General features: G+C 59.2%; 10 protein-coding genes. 3 read left to right on the top strand and 7 right to left on the bottom strand.

Features of this window, described 5'->3' with window-relative positions; genetic code table 11:
• Positions 1-6: 6 nt before the first annotated feature.
• The 3 genes from KDW95_RS21070 to KDW95_RS21060 all read left to right on the top strand — a co-directional run bounded on the left by KDW95_RS21070 (position 7) and on the right by KDW95_RS21060 (position 5368).
• The gene (locus KDW95_RS21070; protein WP_255853730.1) at positions 7-1200 is read left to right on the top strand and encodes an ABC transporter permease; all 1194 of its coding nucleotides are present in this window, start codon (positions 7-9) and stop codon (positions 1198-1200) included.
• 166 nt (positions 1201-1366) lie between these two features.
• Positions 1367-4222, top strand: coding sequence for a valine--tRNA ligase (locus KDW95_RS21065; protein WP_255853729.1), 2856 nt, complete (start codon positions 1367-1369; stop codon positions 4220-4222).
• Positions 4223-4477: 255 nt separating this feature from the next.
• On the top strand, positions 4478-5368 hold the full coding sequence (locus KDW95_RS21060; RefSeq protein ID WP_255853728.1) for a LysR substrate-binding domain-containing protein: 891 nt from the start codon (positions 4478-4480) through the stop codon (positions 5366-5368).
• Positions 5369-5531: 163 nt separating this feature from the next.
• Here KDW95_RS21060 and KDW95_RS21055 read toward each other — a convergent pair whose 3' ends face one another.
• The 7 genes from KDW95_RS21055 to KDW95_RS21025 all read right to left on the bottom strand — a co-directional run bounded on the left by KDW95_RS21055 (position 5532) and on the right by KDW95_RS21025 (position 13863).
• On the bottom strand, positions 5532-6551 hold the full coding sequence (locus KDW95_RS21055) for an aldo/keto reductase (RefSeq protein ID WP_255853727.1): 1020 nt from the start codon (positions 6549-6551) through the stop codon (positions 5532-5534).
• An 89-nt stretch (positions 6552-6640) separates the two neighbouring features.
• A complete protein-coding gene (locus tag KDW95_RS21050; protein ID WP_255853726.1) occupies positions 6641-8233 on the bottom strand; it encodes a BCCT family transporter in 1593 nt (530 codons plus the stop codon).
• Positions 8234-8544: 311 nt separating this feature from the next.
• Positions 8545-10050, bottom strand: coding sequence for an aldehyde dehydrogenase family protein (locus tag KDW95_RS21045; RefSeq protein WP_255853725.1), 1506 nt, complete (start codon positions 10048-10050; stop codon positions 8545-8547).
• Positions 10051-10290: 240 nt separating this feature from the next.
• Positions 10291-11634: a lyase family protein gene (locus KDW95_RS21040; protein WP_255853724.1), complete on the bottom strand. Its 1344-nt coding sequence runs from the start codon at positions 11632-11634 to the stop codon at positions 10291-10293.
• Positions 11635-11705: 71 nt separating this feature from the next.
• Entirely contained in the window at positions 11706-11906 is a 201-nt protein-coding gene (locus KDW95_RS21035; protein ID WP_255853723.1) for a hypothetical protein, read from the bottom strand.
• A 10-nt stretch (positions 11907-11916) separates the two neighbouring features.
• Positions 11917-12813 carry an EamA family transporter RarD gene (gene rarD / locus KDW95_RS21030; RefSeq protein WP_255853722.1) on the bottom strand — a complete coding sequence of 299 codons (897 nt, stop codon included), beginning with the start codon at positions 12811-12813 and terminating at the stop codon, positions 11917-11919.
• A gap of 90 nt (positions 12814-12903) precedes the next feature.
• Positions 12904-13863 (bottom strand): hypothetical protein, encoded by a 960-nt coding sequence (locus KDW95_RS21025; RefSeq protein WP_255853721.1) that lies wholly within the window; start codon positions 13861-13863, stop codon positions 12904-12906.
• Positions 13864-13966 lie beyond the last annotated feature (103 nt).

Below are 13966 nucleotides of genomic sequence, written 5' to 3'. Positions count from 1 at the left end.
ACACCGGTGAGGCTGCAGGACAGCTTCAGGCTGGTCAGCCGGGCGCTGCTGACGGCGCGCCTGCGCAGCTTCCTGACCATCCTGGGCATCGCGGTGGGCATCGCCGCGGTCAGCCTGCTGACCACCATCGGCGTGGGGCTGCAACTCTATGTACTGGATAATTTTTCACAGTTTGGCAGCCGTATCATCGCCGTGAATCCCGGCAAGACCCAGACCGGCGGTATCGGCGGCCTGCTGTCGAGCACCCGCCCGCTGTCGCTCGAAGACGCCCAGAGCCTGCGCCCACTACCCTTCGTCGAGCGGGTGGTACCGGTGGTTCAGGGCAGCGGGGCTATCGAATACGGCCGGCGGGTACGTCATACCGATATCCTGGGCGGCAATGGCGACATGGCCGCCGCCTGGCGATTCGCCCTCGCCCAGGGGCGCTTCCTGCCCGTTATCAGTGGCAACTCGCAACCCTTTGCGGTGCTAGGCGCCCGGGTCAAGCAGGAACTCTTTGGCGAGGCCCGGGCGCTCGGGCGCTTTATCCGTGTGGGGGGCGAACGCTACCGGGTTGTCGGCGTCATGGCCAGCAAGGGCCAGATGCTGGGCTTTGACCTGGACGATGTCGTCTATATCCCGATCGACCGGGCGCTGTCGCTGTTCAACCGCCCCGGCCTGATGGAAATCGATGTTACCTACCGTGCCGGCACCAGCGCCGCGCAGATGGCCGAACGTATCCGCCAGCGCCTGATGCAGCGCCACGGCGTGGAGGACTTCACCCTCACCACCCAGGATGAAATGCTCACCAGCCTCGACCGCATCCTGGGCCTGCTGACCGTCGCCATCGGCGCCCTGGGGGGCATTTCCCTGCTGGTGGGCGCCATCGGCATCGTCACCATCATGGTCACCACGGTGCAGGAACGCAGCGCCGAGATCGGCCTTTTGCGGGCGCTCGGGGCTACGAGGCGCCAGATCCTGCTGCTGTTCCTCGGTGAAGCCCTGCTGCTGGCCATCGCCGGCGGCCTCTGTGGGCTGCTGCTGATGGCCCTGCTGCTGGGTGTGCTGGCCCTGGCCGCGCCGGCGCTGCCAATCAGCCTGAGTCCCTTTTTCCTGTTGCTGGCCTTGCTGCTGGCCGCCGTTGTGGGCTTGCTGGCCGGCGTCTCGCCAGCCTGGCGCGCGGCAAGCCTGAATCCGGTCGATGCGCTGCAGCAGGAATAGACCCGTTGGACACCCGGATCACTGCAACGCAGGGGATCTGGGTTGCGCCCTACCTTGATCAGAGGTCAGCGGGTATAATCGGCCGATTCTTTCAGATGCCAGCGAGCCTGGTCCGGTTGCCAACCGGATACAGCGACTCCCAAGAATTCCAGAGACGCCAACCGTAATGGACAAGACTTACCAGCCCCACGACATCGAAAAATCCTGGTACAAGACCTGGGAAGAGCGCAATTACTTCGCGCCCTCGGGCGAAGGCGATGCCTACAGCATCATGATTCCGCCGCCCAACGTCACCGGCAGCCTGCACATGGGGCACGCCTTCCAGCACACCATCATGGATGCGCTGACCCGTTACCGCCGCATGCAGGGTCGCAATACCCTGTGGCAGGTGGGCACCGACCACGCCGGTATCGCCACCCAGATGGTGGTGGAGCGCAAGCTGGCGGCCGAAACCGGCGAAAGCCGCTACGACCTCGGTCGCGAGCCCTTTATCGAAAAAGTCTGGGAGTGGAAGGAAGAGTCCGGTGGCACCATCACCGAACAGATGCGCCGCCTGGGCAACTCCGTCGACTGGCCGACGGAGCGCTTCACCATGGATTCGGGCTTCTACCACGCCGTGCAGGAAGTCTTTGTGCGCCTGTACGACGACAAGCTGATCTACCGCGGCAAGCGCCTGGTCAACTGGGATCCGAAACTGCACACCGCCATCTCGGACCTTGAAGTCGAGAACCGCGAGGTCAAGGGCAAGATGTGGTACCTGCGCTACCCGCTGGCCGATGGCGTCACCACGCAGGACGGCAAGGATTACATCGTCGTGGGCACCACCCGTCCCGAAACCATGCTCGGCGACAGCGGCGTGGCGGTAAACCCTGAAGACGAGCGCTACCAGGCGCTGATCGGCAAGTTCGTTGAGCTGCCGCTGGTGGGCCGTCGCATTCCCATCGTGGCCGACGACTACGCCAACATGGAAAAGGGCACCGGTTGCGTCAAGATCACGCCGGCCCACGACTTCAACGACAACGAAGTTGGCAAGCGCCAGCAGCTGCCGCTGATCAACATCCTGACCCTGAATGCCGATATCCGCGACCAGGCACAGGTGTTCAACAGCGACGGCAGCGTCAACAATGACATCGATACCGCCCTGCCGGCCAAGTACCAGGGCATGGAGCGCTTTGCCGCGCGCCGTGCAGTCATTGAGGACTTCGAAGCCCTGGACCTGCTGGAAAAAATCGAAGAAAACGCCATGACCGTGCCCTATGGCGACCGGGGTGGCGTGGTCATCGAACCCATGCTGACCGACCAATGGTTCTGCGATGCCAAGACCCTGGCCAAGCCCGCTATCGAGGCGGTGGAGAACGGTGATATCAAGTTTGTGCCCAAGCAGTACGAAAACATGTACTTCTCCTGGATGCGCGATATCCAGGACTGGTGCATCTCCCGCCAGCTGTGGTGGGGTCACCGCATCCCGGCCTGGTACGACAATGCCGGCAATGTTTATGTCGCCAACTCGGCGGCCGCCGCGCGGGAAAAATACAACCTGGACCTGGAACTGGAACTGCGCCAGGACGACGACGTGCTGGACACCTGGTTCAGCTCCGCACTCTGGACCTTCGGCACCCTGGGCTGGCCCGAAGCCACCGAGCGCCTCAAGACCTTCCACCCCACCGACACCCTGGTGACGGGCTTTGACATCATATTCTTCTGGGTTGCGCGCATGATCATGATGAGCATGCACTTCATGAAGGACGAGGACGGCAAGCCCCAGGTACCGTTCAAGACCGTTTACGTTACCGGTCTGATCCGCGACGAGAGCGGCGACAAGATGTCCAAGTCCAAGGGCAACGTGCTTGACCCGCTGGACATGATCGACGGTATCGGCCTGCCCGAACTGCTGGAAAAACGCTGCGGCAACATGATGCAGCCCCAGCAAGCCGAGAAAATCGGCAAGCGTACCGAAAAGCAGTTCCCCGAGGGCATATCCGCCCACGGCACCGACGCCCTGCGTTTCACCCTGGCGGCGCTGGCCTCCACCGGGCGTGACATCAACTGGGACATGAAACGCCTCGAAGGTTACCGCAACTTCTGCAACAAGATCTGGAACGCCGCCCGCTACGTGCTGATGAATACCGAAGATCAGGATTGCGGCCAGACCGGCAATCCGGTCGAGCTGTCCCTGGCCGATCGCTGGATCATCAGCTCGCTGCAGCGCAGCGAAGCCACGGTCATCAAGCAGCTGGACGACTACCGCTTCGACCTGGCCGCCCAGACCCTGTACGACTTTGTCTGGAACCAGTACTGCGACTGGTACCTGGAGCTATCCAAGCCCGTGCTCTGGGATGAAAACGCCTCGGCCGAAGCCCTGCGTGGCACCCGCCGCACCCTGGTACGCGTGCTCGAAGCCGTGCTGCGACTGGCCCACCCGCTGATGCCCTACATCACCGAGGAAATCTGGCAGTCCATCAAGACCCTGGCCGGCACCGAGGGCGACACCATCATGCTGCAGCCCTACCCGGCGGCGGAAGAAGGCAAGATCGACACCCAGGCCGAAGCCGACATCGAATGGCTGCAGGGCGTGATCACCGGCATCCGCAACATTCGCGGCGAAATGAAGATTCCGCCGTCCAAAGATCTGGACGTGCTCTTCACCAACGGCAGCGACGAAGACCAGCGCCGCCTGGCCGACAACGCCTCCTTCCTGAAGAAACTGGCCAAGCTCAGCTCCGTCACCTGGCTCAACCCCGGTGACGAAATCCCCATGGCCGCCACCGCACTGGTTGGCGACATGGAAGTGCTGGTGCCCATGGCCGGCCTGATCGACAAGGACGCGGAACTGGCCCGGCTGCAGAAGGAACTCGACCGCCTGCAGGGCGAGATCAGACGTGTTGAAGGCAAGCTGTCCAACGCCAAGTTCGTCGCCAATGCGCCGGACGAGGTCGTGGCCAAGGAACGAGAAAAGATCGCCGAGTCCCAGTCCGCCTTCGACAAGCTGACCGAGCAGTACGCCAAGATCGAAGCGCTCTGATTGGGAATTGGTGATTCGTGACTGGTGATTGGTGATTGGTGATTGGTGATTGGTTAAGGCTGATTACTGACGGACCGGTCATCATCGGCAGGCTGTAAAAAAGCCCGCGCTCCGGAAGGAGCGCGGGCTTTTTTCTGTCGCCCGTTTACAGAAGTTTTCAGCCAGCTGGCACAACGGGAATCACACTACTGGCGACCAGAGCAATGAATTATACTGGCCGCCACCAGCCAGCACTTTTTATCCCCCGGAATCCTTATGCGCTCACTTCCTCCCCTGACAGCATTGCGTGTTTTTGAAACCACGGGGAAGTACCTGAGTTTTACCCACGCAGCGAAGCAGCTGCATGTAACCCAGAGCGCGGTCAGTCGCCAGATCAAGCAGCTGGAGGACTACCTGGGTGTGCCCCTCTTTGTACGCCTGCATCACAAGCTGGAACTGACCGACGCCGGCCAGCAGCTGCTGGCCAAGCTGGAGCAGGCCTTCAACCTGATGGAGGTGGCGGTGCAGGAACTGCGGGATCCGAATCAGCGCCAGAAACTGAACCTGCTTGTTCCGCCAACCTTTGCCACCCGCTGGCTGGCGCCTCGCCTGGCCGGCTTTCACCGCAGCTTCCCGGAGCTGGAACTGTCGATTCACAACAGCGCCAGCGAACACAGCCTGTTCGACTGCAGTATCCGCTTTGGCCACACCGCCAAACCCAGCCACTACAGCGAGCTGCTTATGCTGGAGCAGCACCTGGCGGTCTGCGCGCCCCATATGACGGACAAGGCACAACAGCTGGACAAGGCTAACGCCAGCCTGCTGCATATCCTCGATCAGGGTGAGCGGCTGCCGGTATGGGAAAACTGGCTACAGGCCGCCGGCATGAGCGATCAGGTCAATGTAAACCGAGGCATGGAGTTCAGCACCCTTGATCAGGTCATCAACGCCGCCATTAACGGCGCAGGCTTCGCCATTATCGACAGACACATGATTACCCGCGAACTGGAGTCCGGCACCCTGGTCGCCTTTAGCGACATAGAGGTCAGCGGGCCCTGTGGCTACTGGCTGGACATCAACGCCGAACGCCAGGGGCTGGCCAAGGTTATTCGCTTCAGCGAATGGCTGCGCGAAGTGGCTGCCGATTCACCGACTCAGGCTCACTGAACCCAACAGTCATCCGGCAAATGTCACCTGCTATAACGCACTCCGCAATAACGGCCTGCCATCCTGTCGCTGCTCAAAAAAAAGCCCCGCAACGGCGGGGCAAAATAGACAGCAGGGTGCAAATCTAACAGCCGGCACAGGGGCTCGCTGCACTGATCGTCAATCAGCCGGCAAACGGAGCCATGGCCTGACGCGCAGTACGGGCAATACGCTTGCCGGCGGTGTAATCATTGATCAGATCGCAGGGGGTGTAGTTGCGCTCCAGCTCGTAGAGCTCTTCGGCACTGAGCTGCATTTCCAGTGCCGCCAGCGCGCTGTCGAACTGCGCCGTGGTATCGGCACCCACCAGCATTGACGAAACCTCGCGTTTGTTCAGCACCCAGGCCTGGGCAACCTGCGCCGGCAGGCAGCCGCGGGCATCGGCCACCTTGGCCACCGAATGGGCGATATCCCTGGATGCCTGATCGTTATACATCTCGGCGGTAAAGAAATCGGTCTTGTTGCGGGTGGATTGCAGGTCGCTGGTCAGAATACCGCGGGCCAGCGGGCTGAACACGGAAACACCGATGCCCTGATCCATGCAGTACGGGATCATTTCCCGTTCTTCTTCACGGTAGGCACAGTTAAGCTGCAGTTGCATGTTGATCGGGCGCGCCCAGCCGTTCTTGTCGCAAACCTGCAGGATCTTGGCCAGCTGCCAGGTATACATGGTGGATACGCCTATGTAGCGTGCCTTGCCGGCCAGCACTATGTCGTTCAGCGCACCCATGGTTTCTTCCAGCGGTGTCTCGGTGTCGAAATAGTGCAGCATGTAGATATCGACATAGTCCATGCCCATGCGCTGGAGCGAGTTGTCGATGGCGTTAAAGATGTTCTTGCGCGAGTGGCCCTGAGCATTGACGTCATCGCTCATGGCATAGCCTACCTTGGTGGTGATGACCATGTCGTCGCGACGACCGATACGGCGCAGCACATTGCACACCACTTCTTCACCGGCACCGATGGAATAGAAATCCGCCAGGTCGATAAAGTTGACGCCGTTATCCAGCGCGTGGCGAATAATGGGTTCGCTCTCCTTCTCGTCGAAAATCCACGGTTTCCACTCTTTGGATCCCATATTCATGGTACCCAGGCAAAGGCGGGATACCTTGAGGCCGGACTGGCCCAGACGTACGTATTGCATGTTAACCCCTTAATATTTAAATCAGAGCCGGCAGCCGCCGGCTCATCCTTGCAACGAAACTGCGGTACGACTCACTCGGCTGGAAGCACTCAGACAGCGGCAGGCTTGGCCTGCGGCCGTACCGGGGCGGTGCTGTGTGCCACGCCCAGAGCGTTGGGCTTGAGCTCCACGGTCTGGCCGCTAATCTCAACCCGGGCCGCCAGTTTTAGCAGCGCAAAGGCCGCGCCAACCACGATCAGCATGCCGGGCACCCCGGAGAGGTTGAACAGCATCTTGATGGCATCGACACCGATATAGCTGGCACTGATCCAGGCCACGAAACCGATCGCACTGCCCCAGCAGACCTTGATCCACAAAGGCGAAGTCAGGTTCTGCGCATCAACACCCTTGATGCAGAGACCGCCGATCGCATCGGTGTTGGAGTCTGCCGCGGTAATGAAGGTGATCAGGCAGGCAAAGATAAACAGGCCGCTGAGCAGGGTGCTGCCGGGCAGCTGATCAAACAGCACGTAAATTACCGCCGCAAAGCCGCTTTCCTGATAGGCGGCATACATGATCCCGCCCTGGGTCGTATCAAAAAACAGGGACGAGCCGCTGAAGATACTGAACCAGAGAAAGCCAAACGCCGAGGGCAGCAGCAGGTTAACGATAATGAACTGTCGCACCGTGTAACCGCGGGCAATCTTGCCCAGGAACAGGCAGCTCAGCGGCGCCCAGGCAAACCAACTGGCAAAGAATGCAACCGTCCACCAGCCCGGCCATTGGTCGTTGCCGGAAGCCCCCGTGACCAGATTGCGGGCAAAGAAATCAGACAGGTATACCCCTAACGACTCAACGCCCAGCGACAAAATAAACGCGGTAGGACCAACGATAAAAATAAACAGCGCACCGGTGAAATACAGCCAGGTATTAATACGCGCCAGTGTCTGAATACCCCGGTGCAGACCTGAGGCAGCAGAGATGATGGCAGAACCGATAATACTGATCGCGATGATGCCATACACCAGCGAGCTCTTTTCGATCCCCAGTACCGATTCCAGGCCATCGCCTATAACCAGCAGGCCCGACGTCAGTGTTGCCGCCATTCCCAGCACCACCGAGAACAGCGCCAGGCCATCGATCACCTGGCCGCCGACACCATCCACCCAGCGTCCCAGCAACGGCCGCAGCATGGAGCCAATGGAGAAGCTCAGCTTCAGGTTATGGAACGCCAGCGCGAATGCCAGCCCGGCCACCGTATAAATGCTGTACGGCGTGATGGTCCAGTGCACGAAGGTGGTGGACATGGAAAAGCGCATCGCTTCCGGGCTTTGTGCACTGATGCCCAGGGACTGGGGCGGCTCGTAGTAATGCAGAATGGGCTCAGCCACCGACCAGAACAGAATCCCCATGGCGATAACCGTCGTCAGGGATACGGCAAACCAGCGAAACGGGCTCAGCATCGCTGTAGCGCTTTCCCCACCAATACGCACTCGGCCAACCGGTGCAACAAAAGCATAGGCGGCTACAAAAACCATCGACAGGGCGCTAAGGTTAAAGAGCCAGGACAGATTGGCAATAATCAAAGAATTCAGCGCCGAAGTGGCTGCAATGAAATTCTTCTCATCCAGAATCGTATAAATGATCGTCAGGGCCAGACATGCGAATGCGGGCCAGAACGTTATTGGTCGGATATTCTTCATATCTCCCCCGAGTTATTGTTGTAAGTCAGAGAGGCTGACGTCCAGTTTTTTTGAATCGGGGCAATATTGCCGTAACCTCTGCCGAAACAAAAATGACATAAACGTCCGCCACCATGAAAAAATGTAATCATCAAAAGCACGATCATTTCGCTGCAGCAGGCATGAATCAGGCCGCCAATTAAAGCGCACGAGACTTTAATGACCAGGTAACAGACGGTCAGATCTCGCGCTCCGGGCGTTTGAACGCAACTACATGCAGCCGCTGCAATCCAAATGCATAAAGGCGCCGAAGCGCCTTTTGAGCCCCTGCGTCAGACGTCGCCGAAATACACCCAGACACACTTGGTCTTGGTGTAGGACGACAGCGAATGGATCGCCATTTCCTTGCCCCAACCGCTCTGCTTGAAGCCGCCGAAGGGGCTGCTCAGGCCATAGCAGCCATAGCGGTTGATAAAGAGCATGCCGGCGTCAATCTGTTCCGCCACACGATGGGCACGGCCAACATTGGCGGTATAGATCCCCGCCGCCAGGCCAAAGGCCGTACCATTGGCCATGGCCACCGCTTCTTCCGTGGTGTGGAATCTTGTACAGCACAGCACGGGCCCAAAGATCTCTTCCTGGGCTATGCGTGCGTTTTGATCCACATTGGAAAAGATGGTCGGACGAATAAAGTAGCCGTTGGCGTTGTCACCCTCGGTATCGGCATAACCACCGGCCACCAGTTCGGCTTCCGTTTTGCCGATCTCGATGTACTCCATGATCTTGTTGAACTGGGCTTCGTTGCACTGCGGCCCCTGAGTAACGTCCGCGTCGAACGGGTTACCGCACTTCACCGCATTGGCTTTTTCGACCAGCGCCGCGAGCACCTGGTCGTATAGGCTGTCGTGGATCAGGAAACGGGTCGGCTCGGAACACTTCTCACCCTTGTGGGAAAACATCACGGTGAAGGCGCGGTCGATGGCCCCTTCGAGATCAGGCGTATCCTCGAAGAAAATGCAGGGGGACTTGCCACCCAGTTCCAGCGTTGTCGCCTTCAGGTTTGAGCCGCCGGAGTTCTGTACGATCTTGCGCCCCACACCGGTGCTGCCGGTAAAGGAGATCTTGTGCACGTTGTCACTCAGGGTCAGCTGATTCGCCATCTTGCCGTCGGTCAGCAGCATGTTGATCACGCCCCTGGGGAAGTCAAGGTGACGATCAATCAGCTCCATCAGGTAAATCACCGTCAGCGGCGTATATTCGGAGGGTTTGATAATAACGGTATTGCCCATGGCCAGCGCCGGCGCTATTTTCAGGCTCGCCTGGTACAGCGGGAAGTTCCAGGGTGCGATCAGGCCGCATACGCCAACGGGTTCCTTCAGGGTGTAGTTCAGGAAGCCATCATCCACCGGTGAGGTTTCACCGTAAAACTTGTCGGTCCAGCCAGCGTAATAGTCGAATATATCGGCACAGGTCGGAATGTCATCGGCCATGGATTCTGTAAACAGCTTGCCGTTGGCCAGAGTTTCCAGCACCGCCAGCTTTTCGGTATTTTCACGAATCAGGCTGGCAATCTGGCGCAGCATAGTGGCGCGCTGCGTGCGACTGACCTTGGACCAGGTACCGTCCAGGTGGCGCTCATGGGCGACTTGCGCTGTGTACTCAATCTGTTCGGCATCGGCCATGGCAAAGCTGCACAGCGTCTGGCGGTTCGCAGGATTGCTGACGACCCAGCTGTCCTGGCTCGCACCGGCCACCCATTGTCCGTCGATATACTGATGTTTAGCCTGTTGCAGCCAGTCATTGGCCCAGGACAGGGGGATGCTTTTTGTAGTGTCCATCTGATGCTCCGCTTAGCACTATCGATCGTTTAGAGGCTCGCTCGAACAGCTCCCGCCAGAGTGGCCGGGAGAGTCGAAAATCAGAAGTATCAGGCCCCGCCCTGCGGTGTCTGCCGATACCCCTTATCGTTGCAAGCGAGCATAAAAGTGAGGGGGGTTAAGCACAATTGACATTAGGGTATGCCGGGCTGCAAAAAACTCATCCTTGCAGCCGACGGCACAGCCAAGCCCGCGACGGCCCTATTCATCCAGGTGCTGGCGAATCAGCTCCAGCTCACCGCCGGTTTCCTTATAAATGCGGGACGCATAGGAATACCCCCGCGCTTTCTTGAGCCGCATGACGGTGGGAATCAGGCTATTGACGTTGGCGGCATTGCGCTCGAGATTGGGTTCAATGCCCTCCAGGCAATGGCGGCTAAAGGCCCTGATACCGCTTTCAAGGCAGGTCATGCCGTCCAGCAGGTTGTTGATCACGATGGACTGCCAGGGCGTGTAGTCCAGCTCGCCATGATCCTGGGTCATCTGCACCGAATAACAATGGCCGCAGACCTGCATGCAGCACTGCACCAGGTACTCGGCGATGGTCGGATTCACCTTGCCAGGCATGGCCGAGGAACCCGGCTGCACGGCGGGCAACGATATTTCCCCAAAGCCGGTCTGTGGCCCGGAAGCCATGAGCCTGAAGTCCTTGGCAATCTTTAGCAAAGCGCGGGATAGCTGATCAATCCCTGCCGAAACGCGCACCAGCTTGTCGTGATTCTGCGAGCTGTCAAACAGGTTATCTGTGTGTTCAAAGCGCTCACTGGCCATCTGCCGATTCATTTCCGCGATGCAGCGCTCAAAAAAAGCATCCGCACAGTCACCGCGCCGGCCAATAATGTTGCCACCCAGATTCACGGCATGGAGCGCATCCACATCCGTTGTCAGGCGCCGGCGGTTGCGCTTCACCAGGGAGGAATAACCCCCGAGCATGTCGGCAAAGCTGATTTCAACGGCGTCCTGCAGGCAGGTCCGGGATATTTTCAGCACCTGCTGCAACCGCAATGCCTGTGCATCCAGGGTCTCGATCAGCTCACCCAGCGCCGCTTCCAGCGACGACCATGTGCTGATCACAGCCAGGTGACAAGCCGTGCTCAAGGCATCACTGGTGGAATTGTTCAGGTTCACATGATCATTGGGATGAATGGGCGAGTAAGTTCCCAGGGGCTTGCCGAAGGCATCGCGATTGGCCAGGTTGGCGATGACCTCATTGACATTCATGTTACTGGATATGCCGCCGCCGCCGTGAAAGGCATGCACCGGAAAGTACTCAGGCGGGCTCTGTTCAAGCAACTGGTCGACAGCGTCAATGATCGCCTGGCCCAGTTCCCTGTCCAGTTCACCGGTCAGCATGTTGGTGTGCGCGGCCACCCTTTTCACCCGCAGCAATCCGCGCAGCAACTCGGGATAGGCCGACAGCGGCTTCTCGCCGTTGAGTGGATACAGCTTGATGGCCCGCTGGGTTTGCACGCCAAACAGTGCGCCAGCGGGCACCTCCAGCTCACCGATAAGGTCATGCTCGATACGAACGTCGTAACGCGTCATAGTGTTGTACTGTCCTGAATAAGGCGAAAGAAGCTCGGCTTATCAGAAACAAATACGACTATCACGGCAAATTACAATTTTGCAGCCTGCCATGCACAAAAGTCACAGGCGACAATCCCTGCAAACGCGCCAGGGTCGAAGCGCTCTGATTGGGCATTGGTGGTTCGTGATTCGTGATTCGTGATTCGTGAAGGCTGATTACTGACGGCCAGATCATCATCGGCAGGCTGTAAAAAAGCCCGCACTCCAGAAGGAGCGCGGGCTTTTTTCATGGCGCCGGGATCAGGATGGCTGCAGGGCGCGCCTGCGGTGCATCTTGCGCAGCGAGTCCAGCGTCAGGATGATCAGCGCCAGCCAGATCAGGCCGAAGGTCACCAGCTTTTCCGGACCCAGGGGTTCGTCGTAGACAAACACCGCCAGCAGGAACATGCCGCTGGGGCCGATGTACTGGAAGAAACCCAGTGCTGTAAGGCTGATGCGGTTGGCCGCCGCGGCAAAGCACATCAGCGGCACCATGGTGACGGGGCCTGCGGCGAACAGCAGCAGGTTGGTCCAGCCGGAATTTTCTAACAGGTTGCTGGTGGGGCTACTGGTCAACAGCAGATAGCCCATGGCCACCGGCAGCAGCAGGCCGGTTTCCAGCGCCATGCCGGTGAAGCTGTCGACGCCGAGTTTCTTGCGCACCAGGCCATAGAAGGCAAAGCTGCAACCCACCACCAGTGCAATCCAGGGCAGGCGACCAAACTGCACCACTTCAAACACCACCGCCGCCAGGCACAGGATCGCCGCGATGGTACGCACCCGGTCGAGCCGCTCGCGAAAGAACAGCATACCCAGCAGGATATTGATCAGCGGGTTGACGTAATACCCCAGGCTCACGTCCAGCATGTAATTGTTGTTCACCGCCCAGATAAACACGCCCCAGTTAATGGCGATCAGCGTGGTGGAGGCCATAAGCGCCCAGCGCGCGCGACCGGATCTCAGGGCGGCCATCAGCAGTTCGCGCTTGTTGAACAGCGCAATCAGCCCCAGCGTAAGCACAAAGGACCAGACAATCCGGTGTGCCAGAATTTCCGGCGCGGCAATTGTCTGCATCTGCTTGAAGTACACCGGCGCTATACCCCAGAGGATGTAGGCCGTCAGTGCGAATATCACGCCTTTTTTGGTTGACTCGTCCATAAGATTCTCAAAGTTTAATTTGACCGAATAGTCAAACCAGCAAGCGGCAACAGTGTAACAACTTCCGCCACCCTTACCATGCGAAAAGCGTTAATCCGGCCTGACCAGATAGCGCTGATGAAACGCGGGGCTGCGCCTGTCCATCCAGCGTGTCAGCAGCGCAATGCAGATGAGGGAAAACGCCAGGCGAAACCAGAGAATGCCGGACAGGTGTGCACCGAGCAGCATCACCAGCAGGGTGTCCTCGATCAGGCTGTGACACAGGCCAAGAAACGCCATGGATGCAAATACATCCCGTTTGGATATATCACCGGTCTGGGCTTCCTTGATCAGTAGCCCGCCCCCGAACGACAGCCCCAGGGTCACACCGACGATGGTAATGGTAGTGGCCTGGGTACCGATCCCGAGCAGACGCAGCAGCGGCTGCAACAGCCAGAACATCAGCCGCTCAACGCCGACAAGGCGCAGAATTTTCAGCGCCGTCAGCAACAGGATAATCACCAGCTGCACCATCAGCAGGCTCTGTCCCTGCGTCCACAACCAGCCGCTGAGGCTCGTATCCACCGCCGCCGGCTGCCACAACAACTCGTTCGGCTGCTGCAGCCAGCCGCCCTGGCCGTAGATGAGGTGCAAGGCGAACGCGAACAGGAATCCGCCGCCGATGCGCAGCAGCAACGTCGGCCCCAGCCGCACCCCGGCCTTTTGTGCAATGCGCGCCTCGATGGGCAAGCCGTGGGCCATCAGCATCAGGCCGGCCAGTACCGTCACCTGTGCCACCGTCAGCGCTTCCTGCTGCGGCTGGGTGAAGAACACGATCATGCCGGCGTAGATATTACTGGCCATGGTCGCAGCCCACACCAGCCCCATGGACTCCGGCAAGCCGATCAGCGCCATCAGCGGCCCCAGCAACTGGCCCAGCAGCTCAACGCCGCCCATGTATTCCAGCAGCTTTACCGCCAGGATAACCGGGATCATGATCTTGAACAGGGTAAGGGAAACCATGCGAATCTCGAGAAAGAGTTCGCGAAAAAACAGCGTGAGGGCGGCCAAGGATCTGAACTCCTGTAACAGAATAAGGGCGCTGAGTACGCGCGCATTATACGCCCTTTCCCACTGCCCTGTGTCGACTCGGCCTGCCAGGCGCCAGCAGCGC

The organism is Marinobacterium rhizophilum (assembly GCF_024397915.1).
GTDB classification, from domain to species: domain Bacteria; phylum Pseudomonadota; class Gammaproteobacteria; order Pseudomonadales; family Balneatricaceae; genus Marinobacterium_A; species Marinobacterium_A rhizophilum_A.
The sequence above is the reverse complement of the archived record's forward strand: the minus strand, read 5'-3'. Positions and strand labels throughout refer to the sequence as shown.